15 protein-coding genes, 2 tRNA genes and 3 rRNA genes are annotated in these 25,292 nt (G+C 46.2%); 7 read left to right on the top strand and 13 right to left on the bottom strand.

Features of this window, described 5'->3' with window-relative positions; all coding sequences use genetic code 11:
- Positions 1–248: 248 nt before the first annotated feature.
- Positions 249–1,379 carry a sensor histidine kinase gene (locus CA267_RS13055; RefSeq protein ID WP_075610807.1) on the bottom strand — a complete coding sequence of 377 codons (1,131 nt, stop codon included), beginning with the start codon at positions 1,377–1,379 and terminating at the stop codon, positions 249–251.
- Between the two features lie 1,498 nt (positions 1,380–2,877).
- Between CA267_RS13055 and CA267_RS13050 the strand changes: the two genes are divergently transcribed.
- Entirely contained in the window at positions 2,878–3,018 is a 141-nt protein-coding gene (locus CA267_RS13050) for a hypothetical protein (protein WP_170669060.1), read from the top strand.
- A 42-nt stretch (positions 3,019–3,060) separates the two neighbouring features.
- Here CA267_RS13050 and rrf read toward each other — a convergent pair.
- The 5 genes from rrf to CA267_RS13025 form a co-directional block, all read right to left on the bottom strand.
- A 5S ribosomal RNA gene (gene rrf / locus CA267_RS13045) occupies positions 3,061–3,176 on the bottom strand.
- A gap of 221 nt (positions 3,177–3,397) precedes the next feature.
- Positions 3,398–6,281 (bottom strand): 23S ribosomal RNA (locus CA267_RS13040).
- Positions 6,282–7,062: 781 nt separating this feature from the next.
- Positions 7,063–7,139, bottom strand: a tRNA-Ile gene (locus CA267_RS13035).
- Between the two features lie 235 nt (positions 7,140–7,374).
- Positions 7,375–7,450 (bottom strand) — tRNA-Ala (locus CA267_RS13030).
- An 81-nt stretch (positions 7,451–7,531) separates the two neighbouring features.
- Positions 7,532–9,081, bottom strand: a 16S ribosomal RNA gene (locus CA267_RS13025).
- The 16S, 23S and 5S rRNA genes sit together here with 2 tRNA genes alongside, the layout of an rRNA operon.
- A 737-nt stretch (positions 9,082–9,818) precedes the next feature.
- Between CA267_RS13025 and CA267_RS13020 the strand changes: the two genes are divergently transcribed.
- Entirely contained in the window at positions 9,819–10,295 is a 477-nt protein-coding gene (locus CA267_RS13020; RefSeq protein WP_075610451.1) for an RNA recognition motif domain-containing protein, read from the top strand.
- 36 nt (positions 10,296–10,331) lie between these two features.
- Here the strand turns inward: CA267_RS13020 and CA267_RS13015 are convergent, their stop codons facing one another.
- Entirely contained in the window at positions 10,332–11,639 is a 1,308-nt protein-coding gene (locus CA267_RS13015) for a DUF5610 domain-containing protein (protein ID WP_075610450.1), read from the bottom strand.
- A 145-nt stretch (positions 11,640–11,784) separates the two neighbouring features.
- Here CA267_RS13015 and trmA point away from each other — a divergent pair, with 145 nt between their 5' ends.
- Complete coding sequence (trmA, locus tag CA267_RS13010) at positions 11,785–12,885, top strand: tRNA (uridine(54)-C5)-methyltransferase TrmA (protein WP_075610449.1); 1,101 nt, start codon at positions 11,785–11,787, stop codon at positions 12,883–12,885.
- 50 nt (positions 12,886–12,935) lie between these two features.
- On the opposite strand, the gene fabR is transcribed toward trmA, so the two are convergent.
- Positions 12,936–13,556, bottom strand: a complete 621-nt coding sequence (fabR, locus tag CA267_RS13005) for an HTH-type transcriptional repressor FabR (RefSeq protein WP_075610448.1) — start codon at positions 13,554–13,556, stop codon at positions 12,936–12,938.
- 228 nt (positions 13,557–13,784) lie between these two features.
- Here fabR and CA267_RS13000 point away from each other — a divergent pair, with 228 nt between their 5' ends.
- Positions 13,785–14,912 carry an acyl-CoA desaturase gene (locus tag CA267_RS13000; RefSeq protein ID WP_075610447.1) on the top strand — a complete coding sequence of 376 codons (1,128 nt, stop codon included), beginning with the start codon at positions 13,785–13,787 and terminating at the stop codon, positions 14,910–14,912.
- A 256-nt stretch (positions 14,913–15,168) separates the two neighbouring features.
- Complete coding sequence (gene sthA, locus CA267_RS12995; protein ID WP_075610446.1) at positions 15,169–16,596, top strand: Si-specific NAD(P)(+) transhydrogenase; 1,428 nt, start codon at positions 15,169–15,171, stop codon at positions 16,594–16,596.
- Positions 16,597–16,667: 71 nt separating this feature from the next.
- Here sthA and CA267_RS12990 read toward each other — a convergent pair whose 3' ends face one another.
- Positions 16,668–16,982, bottom strand: coding sequence for a pyridine nucleotide transhydrogenase (locus tag CA267_RS12990; protein ID WP_083638579.1), 315 nt, complete (start codon positions 16,980–16,982; stop codon positions 16,668–16,670).
- 120 nt (positions 16,983–17,102) lie between these two features.
- Between CA267_RS12990 and CA267_RS12985 the strand changes: the two genes are divergently transcribed.
- Positions 17,103–17,693 (top strand): uracil-DNA glycosylase family protein, encoded by a 591-nt coding sequence (locus CA267_RS12985; protein ID WP_075610445.1) that lies wholly within the window; start codon positions 17,103–17,105, stop codon positions 17,691–17,693.
- Positions 17,694–17,703: 10 nt separating this feature from the next.
- On the opposite strand, the gene CA267_RS12980 is transcribed toward CA267_RS12985, so the two are convergent.
- The gene (locus CA267_RS12980) at positions 17,704–19,944 is read right to left on the bottom strand and encodes a bifunctional diguanylate cyclase/phosphodiesterase (RefSeq protein WP_075610444.1); all 2,241 of its coding nucleotides are present in this window, start codon (positions 19,942–19,944) and stop codon (positions 17,704–17,706) included.
- A 139-nt stretch (positions 19,945–20,083) separates the two neighbouring features.
- Here CA267_RS12980 and CA267_RS12975 point away from each other — a divergent pair, with 139 nt between their 5' ends.
- Positions 20,084–20,980, top strand: coding sequence for a TIGR03899 family protein (locus CA267_RS12975; RefSeq protein WP_083638578.1), 897 nt, complete (start codon positions 20,084–20,086; stop codon positions 20,978–20,980).
- Here CA267_RS12975 and CA267_RS12970 read toward each other — a convergent pair.
- The 3 genes from CA267_RS12970 to CA267_RS12960 are packed head-to-tail and all read right to left on the bottom strand — an operon-like array spanning position 20,977 to position 25,260.
- Positions 20,977–21,723 (bottom strand): phosphoadenylyl-sulfate reductase, encoded by a 747-nt coding sequence (locus tag CA267_RS12970; RefSeq protein ID WP_075610443.1) that lies wholly within the window; start codon positions 21,721–21,723, stop codon positions 20,977–20,979. The genes CA267_RS12975 and CA267_RS12970 overlap by 4 nt on opposite strands.
- A complete protein-coding gene (gene cysI / locus CA267_RS12965; protein WP_075610442.1) occupies positions 21,716–23,431 on the bottom strand; it encodes an assimilatory sulfite reductase (NADPH) hemoprotein subunit in 1,716 nt (571 codons plus the stop codon). The genes CA267_RS12970 and cysI overlap by 8 nt, the downstream gene beginning before the upstream one ends.
- Positions 23,431–25,260, bottom strand: a complete 1,830-nt coding sequence (locus tag CA267_RS12960) for an assimilatory sulfite reductase (NADPH) flavoprotein subunit (protein WP_075610441.1) — start codon at positions 25,258–25,260, stop codon at positions 23,431–23,433. The genes cysI and CA267_RS12960 overlap by 1 nt, the downstream gene beginning before the upstream one ends.
- Between the last annotated feature and the right edge of the window lie 32 nt (positions 25,261–25,292).

Here is a 25,292-nt window from a genome sequence, read left to right as displayed (position 1 = left end):
CGGCTTCTCGATACGTAAAATCTTTCGGAACATTTAGGGATTTTACGGCCAAGTGGAATAAATCGGGTACGTCTGAACGTATCCGACTCTTTGCCTAATGTTCACGCCTCAGATAGAATTTACCTTTCGCGAAGCCGATTTCGGGAAGGTTTAGTGGGATAAACCCATCGCGATTGGCGCATCGCGTCTTCCCGAGCAACAGCTACATTATCTGACCAGAGAGAAAGTTTGTAGCCGCTATTGAGCTGCTAAAGGAAATTCGAAAACGCTGTGTTCTCTTTATGGGCAGAACGGTTAAGTTTTATAAAAAACGTCGTTCCCGATTCCAAGCTACTTTCTACCCAAGCGTCTCCTTTGTGAGCCGCTGCCACGACCTTGACCAGAAATAAACCGAGACCCCATCCCTCTTTCTGCTGAGATTGGGCATTGTCTTCACGAGACAAAAAGTTAAAGATTGAGGCCTGCTCTTCCTGCTTGATATAGGAGCCAGTATTATGCACACTTATCGTAACGAAGTTATCGTTACCATCAATGGCTATGTTAACGGCCGTATCTACACCTCCGTACTTGATAGCATTAGAGATAAGATTCTCAAGAACTCGATGAACGGAAGATTTATCGTAAATACCTACCGCTGAATCTATTTTTGATTTGAAATGAACCTGGTTTGCGTAAACTTCTTTGGCTTCATTACAGGCGTAAGTCACTTCCTCTACCATATCACAACGCTCGAACCGGAATGTCATACCGTTTCCGGCTTTTACCTGATTAGCATCAAGTAAGTCACCGATAAGCTTAAGCGCCTTTGCCAAACTTCGTTTTATGGCTGGAAAGACTTTTTCTGCCGTCATTAATCCTTCTTCACCAACTTCAATATAGGAAGAGGCGACGGAAATTGGATTACGAAGATCATGAGCAATTACACTGATTAATTTATCTTGCACTTCTTTAATAGAGTCGACAAAAAGCTGCCCGGCTTCAAGGCTGCTCGACTCGATAAAGCGGTCGATAATTTCTAATGAAGTAAAACAAAGCAAATCGTTCTTTTTTAATTCTTCTCGAATGACTTGCCGCAGTATCGCGTACTCCCGCATGACTTGCCGAAGATCGTAATACTGTACCGCAGCACGCGCTCTTCCATGCACATGGCTATATTGCGGGTCGAAATTAATGTCAGCAAATTGTGTTTCATCGGAGGTAGTCTCATATTTATCAAGAGCCTCCGTTAAACTTTCCATAAAATGAGGAAGATAATCTCGCACTACCAAGTCTGGCGTTTTTGAAGCAGCTAATACTTCATTATTAGCCCGATCTTCCCATAAGTTGAAAATGTGTTCGTGATTATCAAATAAATATTTGGCGCAAGCCTTTGTTTTCATTGTTATATACTAGCCTCATATTTATTCAAAAACGCGTAAGATTATAACGACAAAAAATGTGGAATAAGTTTAATTGCTTTCCGAACGTCTAATACATAAGCCTGGCGGACATTGAGAGTGAAATGTCATTTTCGGCAGGAATGGCAAAGGAACTCACTCACTCGGTTATTGTAACGTTCCTGATAACTTATCTCAAAAGTTAATCTTATACGACCTAAATAAAGGTACGCCGCAACATTTCCCTTTAATGTCTGATTTTTAGCATTGAGTTTCCTATACCTGCCAAAAATTAGTCGGCGATGTTCCCAAAAAGTAAGTCTTATACTAATGCACCTTGATGGGCGCTCACTCAGCGACTCATCGCTTCTTTGTGAAAAATATCGCTGGCATTCATGTCTGCTCCATAGCATGGGATGATCTTATCTGCAATAGCGTTCGCGTGTTTCCGGCGGTACGTGAAAATGACTGGCGTGATCAAGCTAAAATAGTTATCAGAAAGGGAAAAGAACCCGAACAAGCGAGTTCGCTTCTTAGCAGTCTCCTTGTTTATTGAGAGCCAAAATCGTACTCAAGTTGCCAGACAGCTTAAGGGCGCGCGACGCAGCTTAAATTCCTGGGTCACGAGTATCTTTCTAATGAACTATCAGGCCTTGACGACAAACCGCTCAGGTCACCCTCCTTCATTGTTGGTAACAATTGTCTTTCAACCAAAAACAGCGACTCGCACGCTCTATAGATAAAGAAGCTGAATCTGGTAATGGAGGAAGAACAACCGGTCCTCACATCAAGCAATATATTATAAGTTAATTTGGTGTGAACTAACATCTGAACCACGAATATAAGGTCTTGGGGCGGTTGGGATACAGCTGGATAATGTGCCGCTCACGAAACCCTAAGTAAGGCGTGCGGGAGGCCTAAAAAAGCTTCCTATGGGAGTGATCCTTCATCGCCGGGGGGTGTTAGCCTAAATCGGGTCGACGTCTGGTGTCAGAATGAAGCTCGTATAGGCCAGCATAATGCCGCGACGTATTTATGGGCAAGAAGAGGCATACGACCGCGGGGCTTGCGGCAACAGCAATTTGAATACTCCCACTTATTTGGTGCAGGTTGTCCCGCAACTGGTGAAACGAAGCTTTTATCGCTCCCTACATAAGCAAAGATATTATGCGCCAACATCTGGAGCTGATATCAAAAAAATAAAACCAAGCCTACATGCAATCGTTAGGAAGGTTGCGCTATGGCAAACCAATGATATTGCTAACGAATTCAGCATTTGATGGTAATGAAAATTCCTCCCTATTCACCAGAACTCAGCAACTATAGAGCAAGTATGGCGTTGGCTTCGTCAGCATCATTCAACGAACCTTTAAAGAATTCGATGACATTGTTGATGCATGCAGCAAGGCCTGGAATGACTTTATCAGCGACAGCGCTCATGTGATAAAGATGTGTACGAGAAGCTGGGCTCACGTAAGCAGTTGTTGGTTTGGTTGATATAATGAAAATGTGCTCAAGAAGCCGAGAGGTAGTGGGCAAAAATTTAACGCGGATTGGTATTAGTGTGGCTGTTGCGCAAGCAGGACACACAGTACGTCCGGTCATTGGCGATGGCGCGCCTGCCGAGAACTTATCAACATAAAAAAAGGGCTACCCTTGCGGATAGCCCTTTCTTCGAATGGGAGCCTGGCGATGTGCTACTCTCACATGGGGAGACCCCACACTACCATCGCCGCTAACGTGTTTCACTTCTGAGTTCGAAATGGATTCAGGTGGTGCCACGTCGCTATTGTCGCCAGGCAAAAACTCGTTGCAATAAGGCGTTGTCTTATTGCGTAAGGAAGATTTCACTACTCTTTCAAGTATGAGCATCACCCTTACATAAATTCTTAATTGGTCTTAACAATGCTGGAAAGCATAATATTAGTGTCTAAGTCAGAGTCTTCGCTACTCTTTTGACTTGATTAGGTTTGTCATTCACACACAACACCGGTCTTCTCTCGAAGCCATTTAGGCGTTGTATGGTTAAGCCTCTCGGGCAATTAGTACAGGTTAGCTTAATGCCTTACAACACTTCCACATCCTGCCTATCAACGTCATAGTCTATAACAACCCTTCCAGACCTTAAAGGTCAGGGATGACTCATCTTGGGGCTCGCTTCCCGCTTAGATGCTTTCAGCGGTTATCGATTCCGAACGTAGCTACCGGGCAATGCCATTGGCATGACAACCCGAACACCAGCGGTTCGTCCACTCCGGTCCTCTCGTACTAGGAGCAGCTCCCCTCAATCATCCAACGCCCACACCAGATAGGGACCGAACTGTCTCACGACGTTCTAAACCCAGCTCGCGTACCACTTTAAATGGCGAACAGCCATACCCTTGGGACCGACTTCAGCCCCAGGATGTGATGAGCCGACATCGAGGTGCCAAACACCGCCGTCGATATGAACTCTTGGGCGGTATCAGCCTGTTATCCCCGGAGTACCTTTTATCCGTTGAGCGATGGCCCTTCCATACAGAACCACCGGATCACTATGACCTACTTTCGTACCTGCTCGACGTGTCTGTCTCGCAGTTAAGCTAGCTTATGCCATTGCACTAACCTCACGATGTCCGACCGTGATTAGCTAACCTTCGTGCTCCTCCGTTACGATTTGGGAGGAGACCGCCCCAGTCAAACTACCCACCAGACACTGTCCATAATCCCGATTAGGGACCTATGTTAGAACATCAAACATACAAGGGTGGTATTTCAAGGATGGCTCCACATCATCTGGCGACAATGCTTCAAAGCCTCCCACCTATCCTACACATGTAGGTTCAATGTTCAGTGCCAAGCTATAGTAAAGGTTCACGGGGTCTTTCCGTCTAGGTGCGGGTACACAGCATCTTCACTGCGATTTCAATTTCACTGAGTCTCGGGTGGAGACAGCGTGGCCATGGTTACACCATTCGTGCAGGTCGGAACTTACCCGACAAGGAATTTCGCTACCTTAGGACCGTTATAGTTACGGCCGCCGTTTACCGGGGCTTCGATCAAGAGCTTCTCTAAAAGATAACCCCATCAATTAACCTTCCGGCACCGGGCAGGTGTCACACCGTATACGTCATCTTTCGATTTTGCACAGTGCTGTGTTTTTAATAAACAGTCCCAGCCACCTGGTCACTGCGGCCTCCATGCGCTTAAGGAGCAAGTCCTGTCACGCACAGAGGCGTACCTTCTCCCGAAGTTACGGTACAATTTTGCCGAGTTCCTTCACCCGAGTTCTCTCAAGCGCCTTAGTATTCTCTACCTGACCACCTGTGTCGGTTTGGGGTACGGTTCACATAATCATAAGCTTAGAGACTTTTCCTGGAAGCAGGGCATCAACAACTTCACCACCGTAGTGGCTCGTCTCGTGTCTCGGCCTTAAGCGTCCGGATTTACCTAAACACTCAGCCTACGCACTTTCACCTGGACTACCAACGCCAGGCTTGCCTAGCCTTCTCCGTCCTCCCATCACTGATTATACAAGTACGGAAATATTAATCCGTTTCCCATCGACTACGCATTTCTGCCTCGCCTTAGGGGCCGACTTACCCTGCCCTGATTAGCATGGGACAGGAAACCTTGGTCTTCCGGCGTGGGGGTTTTTCACCCCCATTATCGTTACTCATGTCAGCATTCGCACTTGTGATATGTCCACCCAACTTCTCAATTGAGCTTCAACCACTTACACAACGCTCCCCTACCACTTGAACCTAAGTTCAAATCCGCAGCTTCGGTATATTGCTTAGCCCCGTTACATCTTCCGCGCAGGCCGACTCGACTAGTGAGCTATTACGCTTTCTTTAAAGGGTGGCTGCTTCTAAGCCAACCTCCTAGCTGTCTTAGCCTTCCCACATCGTTTCCCACTTAGCAATATTTTGGGACCTTAGCTGGCGGTCTGGGTTGTTTCCCTCTTCACGACGGACGTTAGCACCCGCCGTGTGTCTCCCGGATAGCACTCATCGGTATTCGGAGTTTGCAAAGGGTTGGTAAGTCGGGATGACCCCCTAGCCTTAACAGTGCTCTACCCCCAATGGTGTTCGTCCGAGGCTCTACCTAAATAGATTTCGGGGAGAACCAGCTATCTCCCGGTTTGATTGGCCTTTCACCCCCAGCCACAAGTCATCCCCTAACTTTTCAACGTTAGTGGGTTCGGTCCTCCAGTTGATGTTACTCAACCTTCAACCTGCCCATGGCTAGATCACCGGGTTTCGGGTCTATACCTAGCAACTCAACGCGCAGTTAACACTCGCTTTCGCTACGGCTCCGTTATTCACTTAACCTTGCTACTAAATATAAGTCGCTGACCCATTATACAAAAGGTACGCAGTCACAAGGACAAGTCCTTGCTCCCACTGCTTGTACGTATACGGTTTCAGGTTCTGTTTCACTCCCCTCACAGGGGTTCTTTTCGCCTTTCCCTCACGGTACTGGTTCACTATCGGTCAGTTAGGAGTATTTAGCCTTGGAGGATGGTCCCCCCATATTCAGTCAGGATAACACGTGTCCCGACCTACTCGTTTTCACTATAATGGCATTGTCATGTACGGGACTATCACCCAGTATCGTGGCACTTTCCAGAGCCTTCCACTAACACCAATATAACTTAAGGGCTACTCCCCGTTCGCTCGCCGCTACTAAGGGAATCTCGGTTGATTTCTTTTCCTATAGGTACTTAGATGTTTCAGTTCCCTACGTTCGCCTCATTAACCTATGTATTCAGTTAATGATACACATAAATGTGTGGGTTTCCCCATTCGGACATCTGTGGCTCAAATGCTTTTTGTCAGCTCACCACAGCTTTTCGCAGACTTACACGTCCTTCATCGCCTCTAACTGCCAAGGCATCCACCGTATACGCTTTGTCACTTAACCATACAACCCTAAATGGCCTGCTGCTTTGCTTCCTAACCTGCGCGCCTTTTCCTCACTCAGTTAGTCACATACGTGATGTATGCTCCTGCCTTCGTTCGTCAAGCTCGCTTGTCTGGAAACCAAATCATTGCCCATTTCCTCTTATCAACCAGGTTGATACCAGAAAATGTTCTTTTACTGTTACCACTTTTGAACAGCGAATGTTCGTGAAAGGGTGGCAACAGCGGCCTTGACCCGCCTTTTTATCCGGGCTCAGGTGAGAATTGAATCTCTGTTGTATGCATGACAAGTCTAATCAATTTCGTGCCAAATAAGGATGCAAAGCATCGTTACTTTTGCGCAAGGAGGACCATCATTACACTCAGTTGTGTAAAATGACCCACTTGCTGCACGTTTTCAGTCAGATAGAGTAGCTTGAGTGCAAAATCATCCAGAGGATGACTTTTGCGCAAGGAGGACTCACAGTACGCTCAGTTGCATACTATTTATCTCTCTTAGTTACTCTTTCTTAGATTGATTACTAATATCAGCTTTCCAAATTGTTAAAGAACGTTTCTTGCAATCGAACTTGCCGATTGCAACACAAGGTAGATATTTGCAAAGCAAACACCTTCTTGCCTTAGAGTAAAAAACCCTAATCAATACTCGCTTTACCCGCGGTTATTCATTAGGATTCTGCTTTGCCGACCATATTAGCGTATTTCTTTCGTAGATAAGGAAGAGGAAATCGTGGTGTGCGCGTAGCACATGAGATTTTCTCTGACGCCGTATACGGAAGAAATGGTAGGCTTGGGCAGACTTGAACTGCCGACCTCACCCTTATCAGGGGTGCGCTCTAACCAGCTGAGCTACAAGCCTGTTCTTGCTTCTGTCTGGGCTCGTATTGCTGCTCTTTATTTCCTCGCTCCTCAGTCACATACTATATGTATGCTCCTTCGTCGCTCGTCAAGTCGAACACCACTACAAACCAAGCCATCGCAATAACTTTCTACCCGACCTGCTTTCTTTAGTAAGCAGACATTAGGTCAGCAGGGTTTCCCTGCGATTAAACCGCGTGTCGCGCTCACTTGCGAAGCAAGTGCCTGTAGGCAGATGGTGGAGCTAAGCAGGATCGAACTGCTGACCTCCTGCGTGCAAGGCAGGCGCTCTCCCAGCTGAGCTATAGCCCCATAGGTCTATCTCGTTCTTTATCTTCTATAACAAAACAATCTGTGTAGGCACTGCATCAAAAATGTCGCGTCGACTTTTGGTAAGGAGGTGATCCAACCCCAGGTTCCCCTAGGGTTACCTTGTTACGACTTCACCCCAGTCATGAAACACAAAGTGGTAATCGTCCTCCCTCATCGTGAAACGACGAAGGTTAGACTAACTACTTCTTTTGCATCCCACTCCCATGGTGTGACGGGCGGTGTGTACAAGGCCCGGGAACGTATTCACCGCAACATTCTGATTTGCGATTACTAGCGATTCCGACTTCATGGAGTCGAGTTGCAGACTCCAATCCGGACTACGACAAGCTTTAAGGGGTCCGCTCCACATCACTGTCTCGCTTCCCTCTGTACTTGCCATTGTAGCACGTGTGTAGCCCTACACGTAAGGGCCATGATGACTTGACGTCGTCCCCACCTTCCTCCGGTTTGTCACCGGCAGTCTCCTTAGAGTGCCCAACCAAATGCTGGCAACTAAGGACAAGGGTTGCGCTCGTTGCGGGACTTAACCCAACATCTCACGACACGAGCTGACGACAGCCATGCAGCACCTGTGTCTGAGTTCCCGAAGGCACCAATCCATCTCTGGAAAGTTCTCAGCATGTCAAGTGTAGGTAAGGTTCTTCGCGTTGCATCGAATTAAACCACATGCTCCACCGCTTGTGCGGGCCCCCGTCAATTCATTTGAGTTTTAACCTTGCGGCCGTACTCCCCAGGCGGTCTACTTATCGCGTTAGCTTCGCTACTTACAAATTAAATTCACAAACAGCTAGTAGACAGCGTTTACGGTGTGGACTACCAGGGTATCTAATCCTGTTCGCTACCCACACTTTCGCACATGAGCGTCAGTCTTTGGCCAGGGAGTCGCCTTCGCCACTGATGTTCCTCCAGATATCTACGCATTTCACCGCTACACCTGGAATTCCACTCCCCTCTCCAAGACTCTAGTCTGCCAGTTCTAAATGACCGTCCCAGGTTGAGCCCGGGGCTTTCACATCTAGCTTAACAAACCGCCTGCGTGCGCTTTACGCCCAGTAATTCCGATTAACGCTCGCACCCTCCGTATTACCGCGGCTGCTGGCACGGAGTTAGCCGGTGCTTCTTCTGTTGCTAACGTCAATGCTGATGGGTATTAACCATCAACCCTTCCTCACAACTGAAAGTGCTTTACAACCCGAAGGCCTTCTTCACACACGCGGCATGGCTGCATCAGGGTTGCCCCCATTGTGCAATATTCCCCACTGCTGCCTCCCGTAGGAGTCTGGGCCGTGTCTCAGTCCCAGTGTGGCTGATCTTCCTCTCAGAACAGCTAGAGATCGTCGCCTAGGTGAGCTCTTACCTCACCTACTAGCTAATCTCACTTGGGCCTCTCTTTTGGTAAGAGCGCAAGCGCCCCCTTTGGTCCGTAGACATTATGCGGTATTAGCAGTCGTTTCCAACTGTTATCCCCCTCCAAAAGGCAAGTTCCCAAGCATTACTCACCCGTCCGCCACTCGTCAGCGATGTGCAAGCACATCCTGCTACCGTTCGACTTGCATGTGTTAGGCCTGCCGCCAGCGTTCAATCTGAGCCATGATCAAACTCTTCAATTAAATATATCGAAATATGAATTGTCGTTGTGACACTCTTAACGAGTGCCCACACAGATTGTCTTGTTATAAATTGTTAAAGAACATTTCTACTGCGCCTTTGCTTCGTATTGATGTGCTTGGTTTCTTCGCTTCTCAGTAACATGCGTTAGCATGCTCCTTCGTCGCTTATCAAGTCGCACAACACTACGAATCAAATGCTGTGTAGAAAGCAGTTAATGACTAATCATTTCAACCGCTTGCTTCAGCTTATTCCCTGAAGCGGGAGGCGCATTTTACGCCTTTCGTTTTTTGTGTCAACACTTTTTGAAATTTTTTATTTCCAGGAGCGTGTCACTCAAAACGGCTTCAGTGGTGTGTCTTACAACCCCCTGAAGCGAGGCGCGCATTCTACGCGACTGGTTCCTGCCGTCAACCTTTTTTTTGAAATTTCTTTCATCAGCGGTTGCAGCTGAAACCCGCATCAGCACTGGCTTTACCAGCCATCAGGGCCGTCGTTGTTTTGACTTTCCTGCCGAAGCGGATGCGCATTCTAGAGATTTCTAAATAAAGGTCAACACCTTTTTCATCTTTTTCAGAGTTTTCTCAAAAAGCTCTCGAAAATGGCTATTTTTCCGACAAAAGGATATGATGTGATAGTCTTTAGTCTACATCTGTGACAGATCATTGTTCAATTTGTTACAAATGAGTAAACTATAGCCAGCCTCCAACGATCACATACAATAATATAAGGTAGGTTTATGAAAGTAGGCTTTATTCAATGCGCAGTTATTAGCGCAGTATTTGCATTAGCGGGTTATCTCGTTTTTTCGTCAGCTAGTTTGGACATGAGTTTACCGCTCACGGTTTCGTTGTCGCTACTTATTAGCGGTATCGTGACGCCATGGCTAGCATCTTTGTTTAACCAATCGTCTTCAACTTCGGTTGCCAGAGAAGGGACATCGTCATCTTCTGCTGAAACCACTACTTTATATGTTGGAAATCTTCCATATAAAGCTAACGAAGACGCTGTGAAAGATTACTTTAAAGACTATGTCGATGTGCAATCTGTTCGTTTGATGAAGGATCGTAGAACAGGTAAGCGTAAAGGATATGGTTTTATTGAAGTAATCACCTCTGATATTGATGGGGCTATTAGTAAGCTCAACGATAAGGTCTTTCTGGAGCGAACTTTGAAAGTTCGCCCGGCAAAAGATAAAGGGGAAAGCGACGAATAATAAAAAACCTGGGATTTCCCAGGTTTTTTTTCATCTCTATTCATCGGTTGCTGATGAAGTTTCCTCTGCAGGCTGTGAACTCGGTAATGCATCCAGCAATCGCTGATTAAACGTGTGAAAACGATTTATCGCCGTTAGCAGATCCGGCACCTTTACGTCTTCCATGCGGTTAATAAGGCTATTCAAAAGCTCGCTATAGTCCTCTCCTGATTCTAGTTGCTCACCTGACTGATTCATGACATCCATCATTTTGTCCAGATATTGAGCGATAGGGCTAGCTGCATCACCGTGCTTGTTAGCATCAGGTCTGTCCTCACGATAGTGGCGAATACTTTCATAAGCCTGCACGAATTCAGCTTTTTGAGTACGGTTTAGCTGTAACGCATATCCCGTCAGCTCTTGATCATCAAAACCCAGGGACAGTGCTTGTTCAAAAGCTTTATCCATTTCGCCGGCAAAAAAGGTATCGGCGAGATCATTTGCCGATTCCACTAAATCTGCAATTGCGGTAAGTTCGCCCTCATCTAATTCACCTTTGAGAGAAAAGCTAATGCCGTTGCGCTCAAAATATTGCGCAGTCAATGACTCAGACGCAGATGCTACTTGTTGGCTTGCTGCAGCACCTTCGTTCTGAATTATCTCGGGCGCTAAACCGATAGTTGACTGCTGAGACAACTGAAATTCACGCAAATTTTCGAAGCTGAGCTTCACTTCGTCGCCATCTTTTGTTCGTATCGTTAAGTTACCATCTTTAGCATCGCTGGCATTCACCGAAAGGCCACTGGTTACTTTATCAATCTGTTCTGCGTCACCAGTTCCGAGCAAACGCTTTTCCAAACCGTTAAGACGCTCTTCAATTAATGTGCGACTGCTGTTTATACCTTTGCTGATGTCTTCATTCATAAAGCCGCCGATGTCTTTCTCAGCCATAGCAATGCCTTTGGCTACACCTTCCCTCGCCTGCGCAAATAAATCGATTAGCTTGTTTTGATCAGCGCCACCTTTTGTGGCTCCCTGAATAACGCCACCAACAAACTGCATTACATTACGCGCAACTTTTTCGAAATCGAAAAGTGAAGTTTCTTTACCTTCCTTTTCATCTTTTTTATCTACTTTAGGTTTTTGACCGTCCACAGATACGTTTTGCTCAAGCGCTCCACTGAAAACTTTTAGCCCAATGGTGGTCTGTGAGCTGCTAACACTAACTGTCGCCGCCTGCTGCTGCCGAAATTCAGCAGCCTGACGTAGCCCCTCTTCCTGAAGTTGTTTTTTGATGGCAGTATCAGGGCTTACAGCTTGCTGCTTCTGATCCCCAAGAAATGCCTTAATCTGGCTTACATTCATACACTGATCCTCACTATCCTCGTAGTAGTTATCGGCCGCAACTCAAGATTGTTTAATTTTAATGCAATAGAATTGTTTTGAGTTTGCAGTTAACGCATAAGCCTCTACAATGCGCAGCCTGTTTTAAAGGGCTCGGAAGATAACAATGACAGCATGCACTACTAGTGAAAACTATCAAAAGCAGCTAAATGAAAAAGTAAATCGGTTGCAGGAGCTTTTGGCTCCCTTTGCTGCGCCCGCATTAGAAGTTTTCCCTTCTGCCGAAACGCATTATCGTATGCGGGCGGAATTTCGCGTGTGGCATGATGGTGATGACCTTTACCACATTATGTTCGACCCGCAGACCAAGGAAAAGTACCGCGTCGATACTTTCCCACCCGCAAGTCATACTATTAATGCCATGATGGCTAAGCTACTTCCACTTTTGAAAACCTCAGAGGTAATGAGGAAAAAGCTTTTTCAGATAGATTATCTCACTGGACTGTCTGGTGAAATTGTAGTGAGCTTGCTTTACCACAAACCATTAAATGAAAAGTGGTTAAAAGCAGCTGAAGAATTGGTAGAAGCGCTGCGTGAATCTTTTAACGTTAGTGTAATAGGACGCGCACGCAAGCAAAAATGCGTTATCGGCAATGACTTTATCATTGAGCGTTTGCCGGTAAACGGGAAGGAATATTTATTTAAGCACATCGAAAACAGCTTCACCCAGCCCAACGCCGAGGTTAACTGTAAAATGATTGAATGGGCGCTCTCAGTCTGTCCGCCGAGTAAAAAAGATTTACTTGAGCTCTACTGCGGCGCGGGAAATTTCTCTTTACCTTTAGCCTCTCGCTTTCGCCAAGCTATAGGAACTGAAATTGCCAAACCTTCAGTTAGCGCCGCCCAGTTTAATATTGAAATCAACAAAACTGAAAACTTAAAGATAGTGCGTTTATCTGCGGAGGAATTTACTGAAGCAATGGTAACTGGCCGTAGCTTTACACGTTTACACGACATCGTGCTGGCAGATTACGACTTTTCTACCGTTTTGGTTGATCCCCCACGGGCAGGATTAGACGCTGAATCGCTATCAATGATCCAGGCTTATGAGGAGATTATTTATATTTCCTGCAACCCGGAAACCTTGCGAGATAATTTGAACGTATTGTGTAAAACTCATGATATCCAGGCTACCGCTCTATTCGACCAGTTCCCCTTTACTCACCACATTGAAGCAGGTGTAAAACTGGTGCGGAAAAAAGGCTAACACTGCCAAGCCAATTGGCTGGCCCGGTTTTTTCCCGCCGGGCGTGAATGCTATCTCGGCGGATCGGTACGACGCTTCAGCTTATAAGCCTCTGTTCCCAGTTGCACAAATCGTAGCTGGGTTTTTACCCTATCGCCAATTTCACCGCGCAATTTAACATCGGCTTCCAGTGCTTCAGCTCCGGCACTGAAGACTAGTCGCACCATCGCTTCTGCCTGCAGATTCGCTAAGTAATGCTCTAACGATTGCTGTTCCACTATGTAGTCAGTTAACTCTTCAATGAAATGTTGGATTTCGCGCAGTACCGCCATTCGATAAGCCGCAGATGTTCCCGTATGTTCACGCAAAAGCAGACGGAAAACATTGGTGTTAGCGGTAATAAATTCGATAAATGTATCTACCGACGTATCGATAACACCACCACCAGATGCGATTCGCCGACGTGCTTGTCGCATTAACTGACGTAATGCCAGCCCCGCCTCATCAACCAACGTCAAGCCCAGATCATCCATATCTTTAAAATGGCGATAAAACGACGTAGGCGCAATACCCGCCGCTCTGGATACTTCTCTTAAACTAATGGCCGATAAGCTACGGTTTTCATCAAGCAACGTAAAGGTGGCGTTGATAATATTTTGTCTGGTTTTAAGTTTTTGTTCCTGACGACTCAAGATACTCTCTCCGTTACCTTCAACATTGTAACTCAACTGCTTAAAAATGTTGGATTATATTGCCAATCAGCAGCAATTTCTCAGTCTCGAAGAGCGCGAATGGTGCCTGGAAATAAATACGTTTTAGTGAACGTTACAACAAATTTAATGTTAAATCTGCCGCTTTTCCCTTGCCTATGGGTAGGGAAAAAGATAAATTGGCGTACAGTTGTAAGCTGAGTATTTAATATGAAGAAACCACCCCTCATTCTGACAAATTTTTTAATATTTGTTATTACTGGTGCCATTGCCTTCATTGGTGTGCCGGTTTGGGCGATGACCATTGGATTTGACGCCACTGAAATAGTAACGGCAATTCTTCTGTTCTTTTTTACAGGAATGTCTATTACTGCGGGTTATCATCGTCTCTGGTCTCATAAAACCTATGATGCCAATATTGTCGTGCGTGTAATCCTGGCTATTGGCGGTGCAATGGCGGTACAGAACAGTATTTTGCACTGGGCCTCGGATCATCGGGTGCATCATCGCCATGTTGATGATAATGATCAGGACCCTTACTCTGCTAAGCGCGGAATATGGTTTGCGCATATAGGCTGGATGTTACGGGAGTACCAGGCCAATCGATATTCCGACTATGGTAACTGCCGTGACTTACAAAAAGATAAGGTGGTTATGTGGCAACACAATTATTACCTACCAATTGTACTGATTGCGAATTTCGGAATTACGGCCTTTTTAGGCTGGTTAAACGGCGATGTCTTAGGAATGATTCTGATTGCAGGCGTCTTCCGTCTGGTAATGGTTCACCACGTCACATTTTTTATAAATTCTCTGGCCCATTTCTGGGGCAAACAGCCATACACAGACAGCAATTCCGCCCGTGATAATGGCGTTATCGCGTTGTTCACTTTTGGCGAAGGCTATCATAATTTTCATCATATCTTTGAATATGATTACCGTAACGGCATTCACTGGTGGCAGTATGATCCAACCAAGTGGCTCATCCGTGGTCTGTCTTTTTTAGGTATGACAAACAATCTTCGTCGAGTGCCGGAAGAACGTATTGAAAAAGCACGGGCTGCCATGCAGTTTCAACAGGCGAATGCTAAGCTGTCGCAGCTACCTCATGCTGAGGAAGTGCTGGCAAAAATTCACCATGAGTACGATTTACTACTTCAGAAAATGTCAGCGTACTATGCAGCTAAAAAACGTTTGGTAAATGTACGAAAAAAATGTTTGAAACGAAGCATAGAACGTTTGGAGCTTGATCTTCATTATAAAGAGTTAAAGCAAGCTCTCGCGTTACAGAAGGAAAAGTGGGTAAGGCTACAAGAGCTTTCCTTACAGACCGCCTAATTTAATAAGAAGCTTTATCGACGCCACGAATATTCGTGGCGCTTTTTTTTGACTGCTGTAAGCTCCCCTGCAATCATATCTTTCGTCTACGTGCTATCACGGTTGATTCTTCGCCATAACATTTTTTTCTGATCATAAACTTGCTAGACTTTAATCTCGAAAGGCGTTTATGGCTTGTTGTAAAGTTCTCATCATGTCGTAAACCCGACCATTCATTTAATGTATCCCACGTTAACAGCAGCGAGCAAATTACACGATGACTAAAAAAGCGACAAAAGCTAAACCTCAATACCAGTTCGATGCTATTGTTATCGGGACAGGGCCCGGCGGAGAAGGGGTTGCTATGCAGCTTGCGAAGGCGGGTAAGAATGTTGCCGTTGTCGAACGATATGATTCAGTGGGTGGAGGCTGCACCCACTGGGGTACCATTCCGTCCAAGGCGCTGCGTCATTCTGTAAGCCGTTTGATTGAATACAACAACACGCCGCTATTTTCTGAAAATCATATTAATCGTCGCGTTACCTTCGCGGAAATTATGCGCCATGCCAGCGGCGTAGTGCGAAGCCAGTCGAAACTCCGCTCTTCGTTTTATGACCGCAACCGTGTTACGTTGTTGCACGGCGAGGCAAGCTTTGTTGATCAGCATACATTGCAGGTTGTTCGCGCTGATGGTTCAAGAGAAACGTTAACAGCCAATCAGATCGCTATCGCCACCGGCTCCCGACCCTACTGCCCTGAAGATATCGATTTCAGCCATCCCAGAATTTATAACTCCGATACGATTTTATCTTTAAACAGCGAGCCGCAGACTATCATCATCTACGGTGCAGGTGTCATCGGTTCCGAGTACGCCAGCATATTTCGCGGCATGGGTGTAAAGGTAGATCTGGTGAATATGCGGGATCGATTGCTGTCGTTTCTGGACGCTGAAATTTCTGACGCACTCAGTTATCATTTGTGGAACAACGGTGTAGTTATCCGCCACACCGAAACCTATAAATCTGTAGAGGGTCGCGAAGACGGCGTGGTTTTAAACCTTGAATCCGGCAAGCGTATGCGCGCTGATTGCTTGTTGTTCGCCAACGGTCGAACTGGCAATACCGACATGCTGAAACTGGAAAATGTCGGCCTAAAAGCAGATTCCCGGGGCCAGTTGTCTGTGAACGATAATTATCAAACTGAAGTAGAAAATATCTATGCTGTTGGTGATGTCATTGGCTACCCTAGTTTAGCATCGGCAGCCTACAATCAGGGTCGCTTCGCTGCTGAAGCCATGTTAGCAGGAAAAGCTAATGCGCGTTTGGTGGAAGATATTCCTACAGGCATTTATACCATTCCAGAAATTAGTTCTGTAGGTAAAACTGAGCAGGAACTTACCGTCCAAAAAGTACCCTATGAAGTAGGACGCGCACAATTTAAGCATCTTGCGCGAGCCCAAATTGCTTCTACTCAGGTAGGAAGTCTCAAAATACTTTTCCACCGAGAGACCAAAGAAATCCTCGGCATCCATTGTTTTGGTGAACGTGCCTCTGAAATTGTACACATTGGTCAGGCAATTATGCAGCAAAAAAATGGCGGTAACACCTTAGATTACTTTGTCAACACCACCTTTAATTATCCCACCATGGCCGAAGCCTATCGTGTAGCGGCACTTAATGGTCTTAATCGTATTTTTAAAGATTAGCGCGGCGGAATCCGCAAGTCTTAAATGCAAAAACCGGCCATTAGGCCGGTTTCACTAAATAACATTTGTTGTTAGTTGCTAACTGCTGCCAACGTATTGTTCACCTGCAATGCATCGCGATGAGCCACAATATCAATCTGCATTTTTTCCTGATCGAAAGTCATAGTGGCGATTGCGTAATCCCCCGCATTTGCGCTGGTTGTTTTTACCAATTTATTTTGGGTATCCCGGAAACGCACATTATTGCTTATCTGCGTAGCCATGCAATCATTATTCATTTCAAACGTCTTAGTGTCCATACATTTGAAAAGCTGGTTTTGCTCAGATTCCGCATGCGCAATACCCATTGTGGTTAACAGCGCAAGGCCAATTGTTAATTTACGCACGTCTTTTCTCCTATGGTACACTATTACTTGTATAAATCAGCATACTGTCTAAAGGAAGCGTCGTCAATTAAGATCACATGTATGTGTCAGTTATGTGACAAAATCATTTTACGTTGAGATATGACTGAAAAAAACTTTAGTGAAATAATGCAAGAGGTGCGGCAGTGTACCTTGTGCAAAGAACATCTTCCTCATTCGCCCAACCCTGTACTAGCGGCATCTGAAAGCAGTCCATTGGTTATTATTGGTCAAGCGCCCGGTATAGTTGCCCATGATAGCAGTACGCCGTGGAATGATCGTAGTGGAGACAGATTACGTGACTGGCTAGGTATGAGTAGAGATACGTTTTATGACACCCAATGCGTGTCACTTGTACCAATGGGTTTCTGCTTTCCCGGATATCTTAAAGGCGCTGATGCGCCCCCGCGCAAAGAATGCGCGCCCGCCTGGCATGATTTACTATTTTCGCGGATAAAGCCAGAAATGACATTGCTGGTCGGGCGTTATGCGCAGAAATATTATCTGCCTCAGTACAAAACCTTAACTGAAGCCGTTGCGCAGCAGGCACAAACTCACTCGGGAATGCTGGTACTGCCGCACCCTTCAGGAAGAAATAATCGGTGGTTAACGCGGCATCCTTGGTTCGAGGATCAGGTAGTGCCCTTACTTAAAAAACGAGTAAGAACATTGATTACCGACAGGATCGCTTAAAACAATTTGCCTATTCATTAACCGTTTTTCCTTTCTCTTCCAGAAGCACCATCAATTCATCAAACGGCATAGGTTTCGCGAATAGATAGCCCTGGGCTTCGTCGCAGCCTAACTTAATCATATAGCTGGCTTGCTCGCGCTTTTCCACACCTTCTGCAATTGTGGAAAGCCCCAGCTTATTGCCCAACGTCACAATTGTTTCTACTATCACCGCGCTTTTTCCCGGTTTGATGTCACTGACAAATGAACGGTCTACCTTAAGCCGATCCAGTGGCAGTTTTTGCAGGTAGCTCATCGATGAGAAACCGGTACCGAAATCATCAATAGCAATGGCAACCCCGTGATCTTTTAGTGTGCGCAACGCATCAATAACAATTTGCGGCTCATCCATGACTACACTTTCGGTAATTTCCAGTTCCAGGCGGCTTGGCTGACAATCGAAATTCCTTAATGCATCTTTCACTTTCTGCACGAAACAACGGTCCCGGAATTGGGGAATAGAAATATTCACCGCAACGCGCAGTTCTTCATACCCGTTTTGCTTGATTTGCTGAATGCGGCGGCAGGATTCTTCCAGCACCCATTGTCCTATATCTACGATTAAGCCTGAATATTCTGCTAAGGGAATGAAAACTGCCGGTGAAATATAACCGCCATCGCCATCAGGCCAACGCAATAAACCTTCTACGCCAACCACTTGTTCGGTCACTAAATCTACCTGTGGCTGGAACCAAAGCTGTAATTTACGGTCAGCAAAGTCGTTACGCAAACGGCGTATCATATTTAACTGCCAGGTAGTTTTTTCTTCGATTTCTGGAGCAAAATACTCGAAATTGTCTGAAATATTCTTTTTCGCCCGATTAAGCGCAATGTTAGTGCGCTTAAGTATTTCTAAACCTATTTTTCTTTCTTTGCCCAAGCGGCACAGGCCTATGGTGACATTTACTGGCAGCGTATGATCACCTGCTCGAAAAGAAGACTGAAATACCTGATTAATGCTCTCTGGATTAACTACTGATGCAGGACCAATCAACCCGAACATATCACCACTAATGCGGCTTTTCTTCACACTTTCGCCAAAGCTGGCTTCTAAGCGCTTGGCCACCGCTTTTAGTAATTCATTACCCGCGTCCTGCCCAAGCCCATCGTTAATATCCGAAAAGTGGTTAATATCAACAACGGCTACACAGGCGTCATCTGCACCGTAAAGAAATGGCCTGTCGAGCATGTTGATAAATTCGTTGCGATTGGGTAAGCGAGTGAGCCAATCGCGGAAGGCCGCATTTCGCAGCTCATGAAAAAGATTAACGTTTTCATACCCTACGGAAATGCTGGACAAAAACACTTCGAGTAATTGACGGTCAATAGTACATAATTCGCGACTCATGTTAACGAAAACTGCCGCTTCAAAGCCTGAACTGTTGAGATATAAAATGGAGCAATCGGTTTCAAAGATGTGGCGCTTTAGTCGTAAGCAGCGATTTATATTTTCGACAATTGTATCGTTATGAATATTTTCGATACGTTCATTAATATAACTGGCGAAGTCACCAGCTGCGCCCAATACGTATACGCCGTCATCTTCGCGATCAAGCACCGTCCCTGCTCTGGCGCAAACTAATCCCTCAGCATCTAAACCAATTAGCGAGCTAATTTGCGTCACCACACCTTCGCAAAACCCTTTTACAGAATGCTCTTCTAATAGGTTAGCCGCGGAAGCAATAATTTTTTGTAAGCCTAAGCGGCTTTGATTAATTGTAATGATTTGTTGATAGGAGCGTATAGAGGAAATAACGGTGGTGAGTAACTTACTGCGCGTAAGCTCCGTCTTCGTTTTATAGTCGTTGATGTCGTAGGTTTTGATGATATCTTCTTCGGGAGCATAACCCGGTTGCCCGGTGCGAAGAACAATTCGCGGTTCTGTCAGGTCCAGAACCTCTCGTAAATACTTTACGACCGTAAGACCCGCGTCGTCAGTTTCCATCACAACGTCTAACAGAATCATGGCGATGTCGCGACCATATTCCTGTAACACGGTTTTAGCCTGAGCACCGGAATAAGCATGCAGAAAATTCAGCTTGCGATCATTTACAATGAGATCGGCTAACGCTAGACGCGTGACGGTGTGAATTTCTTCATCGTCATCGACAATAAGAATATTCCAGATTTTGTAAATCTGCGGCTCTAGTTCCGGATGGGAATCCTCATCCAGAAAGACTAACTCGTCGTTTTCATAATCAGCTGGTGACATTGTCGGAAAAACCCTCACTACAGCAGTCTACCAATACTACGGCTTGCAGAGGCAATTGCAAAGTGACACGGCCAATGCAATAGTACTCATACGTCCTTGACATTTAACTGTTGTACCAGCGATAGGCAACGAAGTCTAGATGAAGATCTCTACCGATACCCAAAGTTCTCCGATCCAGCAGATAAAACCTGCCAAAGCTAACAAAAAAGAAGATGCGCAACCGCCTAAAGAACAGCTAGCCGTTATTTCGACCACGGCTAACCACCAGCGGATGAAGTCGCTTTTTGCGCGGGTGGGGATTCGTCAGAATATGCCACTGCACGACGCCAAAAGCCGTCGCAACGCGTTAGACAGGCGCAAAGAAATGTTGGCGTTACAAAAGGTCAACAATTTGCAAGCCGTGTTAGAAGTGGCGCTTAATGTCACGTTGCCGGAAGGAAATCAGGAACAAGTCGATCCAGACTGGTTTTTTGCCTTTAGCCAACTTGCAGAGAACATTCACTCCCCTGCCATGCAAGAGCTTTGGGGAAAGATTTTTGCTGTTGAAGTTAATAAGCCGGGAAGTTTTTCTTTACGAAGCTTAGAAACATTGAAAGTGCTAACCCAACGAGACGCCAAAATATTTAGTCGGGCAGCCGCTCTCGCGAGCCGGCGCAGCGGCGATACCACACCGAGAATAATTGTGGGTTATCATCAACGTAAGGGTCTGATGTCACTGTTTCGGCCTGGTCCGCCAGAACATCTCAATCTTTCTGCTTACGGATTGTCTTATCCCGATCTGCTGGCGCTTACTGATATGAAGCTGATATTTGCCAGCGAAATTGAAAGTGGTGAATTGGCACCGGGGACAAAAGTACAATGGCGTTGCACCAATGAAACGTTTTCTCTTACTGCCAATAAGCCAGGGGTGGCGCTGGTTTATTACAAATTTACCGCTGTAGGAGCCGAACTCTTTAAACTGATTAATCGTCATGATAATCAGCACTATCTTGCCGCCATTAAACATCTGCTAACAGCGGCGTTTACGGTAGATTAAATACCATCTCCAAACTCATGCAAGCCGCACTCACGTTTAAGACCAAAGAAGCGGGTGTCTTGCTCGTTCATACCTTCCTGTAACGATTGCGTAGTATGCCAATCGCCAATAGACACATAACCTTCTTCCCACAGTGGGTGGTATGGCAGGCCATTATCTTTCAGATAATAATGTAAATCCTTATTACTCATGTCGATAATGGGGTAAAACTTAAACTGCTTCTTTACCTTTTGCAGTACGGGCAACTTCTCGCGCGAATCAGACTGGCTACGTCGTAATCCTGCAAACCATGTTCCGGTTTCCAACTCATTGAGAGCACGCTGCATAGGCTCAACCTTGTTCATTCGGTTGTACTTTTCCAGGCCATCCAGCCCTTGTTCCCATAAGCGGCCAAACCTCGCTTCCTGCCATGCGGCCGTCATAGGCGCCTGGTAAACATGTAAATTTAAATTAAGCTTTTCCGTCAATTCATCCACGAACCGATACGTTTCAGGAAAAAGATAGCCGGTGTCTGTCAGCACCACCGGAATATCTGCTTTAACCTGAGTGAGCAAATGCAACATTACCGCCGACTGCGCTCCAAAACTGGAAGAGACTATGTGATTGCCGGGGAGATTTTCCATCGCCCAAGCCACTCGTGCCTGAGCATCAAGCTTCTCAAGCTGGGCATTGATTGCGCCCAAGTCGGCCGAGTTAATGTCTAGCGACAAAGGTGCATTAAGGTCTAACGCTGTGTTAGTCATAGAAATCTCTTGCTGAATTGACGACTGGCTTAATAATTCCAGCACGGATAACGAAATCTCCAAATGCTTCATTGAGTTCTCGTTCTGTCGCCCAGCGCCCAATCAATGCATCCAGTTCGTTCAAAATTTCTTGTTCACCGATATTTTCACGATACATACGAGGAATACGTGTACCTTCCCGATCGCCCCCCAGATGCAGGTTATATTTACCTGGGCCTTTACCCACCAAACCTACCTCGGCGAGCATGGCGCGGCCGCATCCGTTCGGACAGCCGGTAACGCGAAAAATGATACTGTCTGACGCTACATCATGCTTGGCTAAAATATCTTCTATTTGAGTTACAGCGCCAGGTAAATAACGTTCTGCTTCTGCCATTGCGAGTGGGCAGGTGGGCAACGACACACATGCCATTGAGTCCAGTCGCTGCTGGGATACCTCTGGCTGAATTAAGCCGTGTTTACGCGCCAGATTTTCAATTATCTCTTTCTGGTCCGCCGGCACACCAGCCACGATTAAATTCTGGTTTGCCGTTATACGGAAATCGCCTTGATGAACTTTAGCAATTTCAAGACAGCCTGTTTTTAACGTCTTCTGTGGATAATCTAAAATTCGGCCATTTTCGATAAACAGGGTAAGATGGAATTTACCGTCAATCCCTTCGGCCCATCCAAAACGGTCCCCACGTCCGGTAAACGTATAAGGGCGACTTTTTCCAAACGTAATACCCGCCCGTTTTTCTACTTCAGCTTTAAAATTATCTACGCCCACACGTTCCAGGGTATATTTGGTTTTCGCATTTTTACGATTGACCCGATTCCCCCAATCGCGCTGTGTAGTAACTACCGCTTCAGCCACTGCCAGGGTATGTTCAATTGAGATAAAACCAAAATCGTCTGCCTTGCGCGGGTAAGTTGAATGATCGCCGTGAGTCATAGCCAGCCCGCCGCCGACCAGAACATTAAATCCGACTAACTTGCCTTGTTCAGCAATGGCCACAAAATTTAGATCGTTGGCGTGGACATCCACATCATTTTGCGGCGGAATAACTACCGTCGTCTTAAACTTACGCGGTAGATAATGATCGCCAAGAATGGGCTCCACGTTATCAGTGGTTTCAACTTTTTCACCGTCTAACCAAATTTCAGCATAAGCGCGAGTTTTTGGCAGCAAGTGTTCACTAATTTTCTTCGCCCACTTGTAAGCTTCAACATGCAACTGGGACTCCACAGGATTAGACGTACACAGCACATTTCGATTTACATCACCCGCCGTCGCAATGGAATCCAGCCCCGCCTTATTCAGCGTCTGATGCATAAGTTTAATATTCGGCTTCAGGACTCCATGAAACTGAAAAGTTTGCCGCGTAGTCAGGCGAATACTGCCGTAAATGCTGTAGTCATCAGCAAATTTATCAATAATCTGCCATTGAGCCGGAGTGATGATGCCACCCGGTAGCCGCGCACGTAACATGACGTTATGCAGCGGTTCAAGCTTTTGCTTGGCTCTTTCGGCGCGAATATCGCGATCATCTTGCTGATACATGCCGTGAAAGCGAATCAACTGAAAATTATCAGCGGTAAAACCACCGGTGAGCTCGTCTTTTAGATCAAGATCAATGGAACCGCGCAAATGGCGGCTGTCGCCTTTAAGACGCTCGTTGTCAGACAGTTTGCCCTCAACGATAAATGGAGATTTTTCGTTACTCATTAGTAGACATCCTTCTGATAACGTTTGGCTTTGCGTAAGGCCACCACATAAGCTTTGGCTTCAGCTTCAGATTTAGCACCATGCTTCTGGATAATTGCTATTAAGGCTGCTTCAACATCTTTCGCCATATGCATTGCATCGCCACATACGTAAAAGTGGGCCCCCTCTTCCAGCCAATCGTACACCGCCTTACCATGTTCAATAAGCTTATGCTGAACATATACTTTTTCTGCCTGATCACGAGAAAATGCCAAGGTAATATCAGTTAATAACCGTGTTTTATAATACGCCTGCCATTCCACCTGATAGAGAAAGTCTTGTGTAAAATGAGGATTGCCAAAGAACAACCAGTTTTTTCCTGAGGCGCCCTGCGCGTCCCGTTCCTGCATAAAGGCGCGAAATGGCGCAACACCCGTGCCTGGCCCTACCATAATAATGGGAACATCAGGGTTTTCTGGTAACCGGAAGTTATCATTGGATTCTACAAAGACTTCGACCTCACCGCCCTCTTCCAGATGATCACAGAGATAACCTGAAGCGCCGCCTTGGTGACGGTGACCAAACGCTTCGTAATCCACGTGGGCGATGGTTAAATGGACTTCGTCTTCGACTTCAGCCTGACTGGACGCAATGGAATATAGCCGGGGCGTCAGCGGCCGTAATGCGTCAACCAATGTTTGCGCGGCAATCTTGCTTGGGTGATCTCGTACGATATCGATGATCTGACGCTCCGCCATATAGGTACGTAAGGTCGCCTTATCTTCCATTAGTTCTGCTAACGAAGAAGACGCAGTGGCTTCCTGATACGCTTTAATAAAATTGGGATAGCTCAGCGTAAGTTCAAGCTTAGTGGCCAGCGCATCAGCGACAGCCATTGTCTCACCGGCAACAGTAACGCTTTCATCGCCATTCACCTCAACCAGCGACAGCAGCTCAGCCACTAATGCTGTATTATTTTTAAACCACACGCCCAGTGCATCACCGGGTTGATAAGTAATGCCAGCATCTTCAAGGCTGATTTCAATATGTCGAATATCTTTTACCGAATCCCGGCCGGTGATTTTCTGAGATTCAATCAACGTGGCTGCAAACGGTGCTTTTTTGCTGTAAGTATGCGAGGCAACAGCTTGCGCCGCCGAGCCTGTTTGTACAGCTACCGTTTGCGAGGCGGGAGCAACATTGAAATCACCTTTCAATGCATCAATAACTTTTGCTCCCCAGCTTTTTGCTTGCTCTTCATAATCCACATCGCAATCTTCGCGCGGGAGCAAAGCAGAAGCCCCTAGCGCGCTGAGGCGGCTGTCGAAGTCTTTGCCGGTCTGACAGAAGAATTCATAACTGCTATCCCCCAGCCCCAATACTGCATATTTAAGCGTACCTAGTTTAGGCGCCTTTTTACCGCTGACAAATTCATGCAATTCAATTGCATCGTCAGGGGCATCGCCTTCACCGTGAGTACTGACAAAAATAACTATATGAGACTCACTTTTTAATTGCCGGGGTTTGTAATCGGCCATATTAACAAGTTTACTGGTATAGCCCGCAGCTTCTACCTGTGCCTGGAACTGCTGAGCAACTCCCTTTGCGTTACCTGTCTGAGAGCCGTAAAGAATCGTCAGCGTTGGCGTACTGGCGGTATCGTTACCGCCCTGACTGCTCGCAGCCACTGGCATACCGCCTGCTTGTCCTGCAGCAACACCTGCAAGATAGCCGCTAACCCACGTAAGCTGATCACGATTAAGACCGTGGATTGCCTGTGTAATGGCGTTCCATTGCTGATCGTTGAGCACGGCGCCTGGCGCTGCATTTGATTTTGGTTGTTGTGACATAACTCGATAGCCTTAATTAGATAACGTAAGGC

Source organism: Alteromonas pelagimontana (assembly GCF_002499975.2).
Classification (GTDB): Bacteria; Pseudomonadota; Gammaproteobacteria; order Enterobacterales; family Alteromonadaceae; genus Alteromonas; species Alteromonas pelagimontana.
This window is presented reverse-complemented; position numbering and strand designations above follow the sequence as displayed.

What these genes read in the sequence shown, in the direction of transcription:
- CA267_RS13055 (WP_075610807.1), bottom strand. Translation starts at nt 1,379, where the DNA reads ATGAAAACAAAGGCTTGCGCCAAATATTTATTTGATAATCACGAACAC.
- CA267_RS13050 (WP_170669060.1), top strand. Translation starts at nt 2,878, where the DNA reads ATGAAAATGTGCTCAAGAAGCCGAGAGGTAGTGGGCAAAAATTTAACG.
- CA267_RS13020 (WP_075610451.1), top strand. Translation starts at nt 9,819, where the DNA reads ATGAAAGTAGGCTTTATTCAATGCGCAGTTATTAGCGCAGTATTTGCA.
- CA267_RS13015 (WP_075610450.1), bottom strand. Translation starts at nt 11,639, where the DNA reads ATGAATGTAAGCCAGATTAAGGCATTTCTTGGGGATCAGAAGCAGCAA.
- trmA (WP_075610449.1), top strand. Translation starts at nt 11,785, where the DNA reads ATGACAGCATGCACTACTAGTGAAAACTATCAAAAGCAGCTAAATGAA.
- CA267_RS13000 (WP_075610447.1), top strand. Translation starts at nt 13,785, where the DNA reads ATGAAGAAACCACCCCTCATTCTGACAAATTTTTTAATATTTGTTATT.
- sthA (WP_075610446.1), top strand. Translation starts at nt 15,169, where the DNA reads ATGACTAAAAAAGCGACAAAAGCTAAACCTCAATACCAGTTCGATGCT.
- CA267_RS12985 (WP_075610445.1), top strand. Translation starts at nt 17,103, where the DNA reads ATGACTGAAAAAAACTTTAGTGAAATAATGCAAGAGGTGCGGCAGTGT.
- CA267_RS12980 (WP_075610444.1), bottom strand. Translation starts at nt 19,944, where the DNA reads ATGTCACCAGCTGATTATGAAAACGACGAGTTAGTCTTTCTGGATGAG.
- CA267_RS12975 (WP_083638578.1), top strand. Translation starts at nt 20,084, where the DNA reads ATGAAGATCTCTACCGATACCCAAAGTTCTCCGATCCAGCAGATAAAA.
- CA267_RS12970 (WP_075610443.1), bottom strand. Translation starts at nt 21,723, where the DNA reads ATGACTAACACAGCGTTAGACCTTAATGCACCTTTGTCGCTAGACATT.
- cysI (WP_075610442.1), bottom strand. Translation starts at nt 23,431, where the DNA reads ATGAGTAACGAAAAATCTCCATTTATCGTTGAGGGCAAACTGTCTGAC.
- CA267_RS12960 (WP_075610441.1), bottom strand. Translation starts at nt 25,260, where the DNA reads ATGTCACAACAACCAAAATCAAATGCAGCGCCAGGCGCCGTGCTCAAC.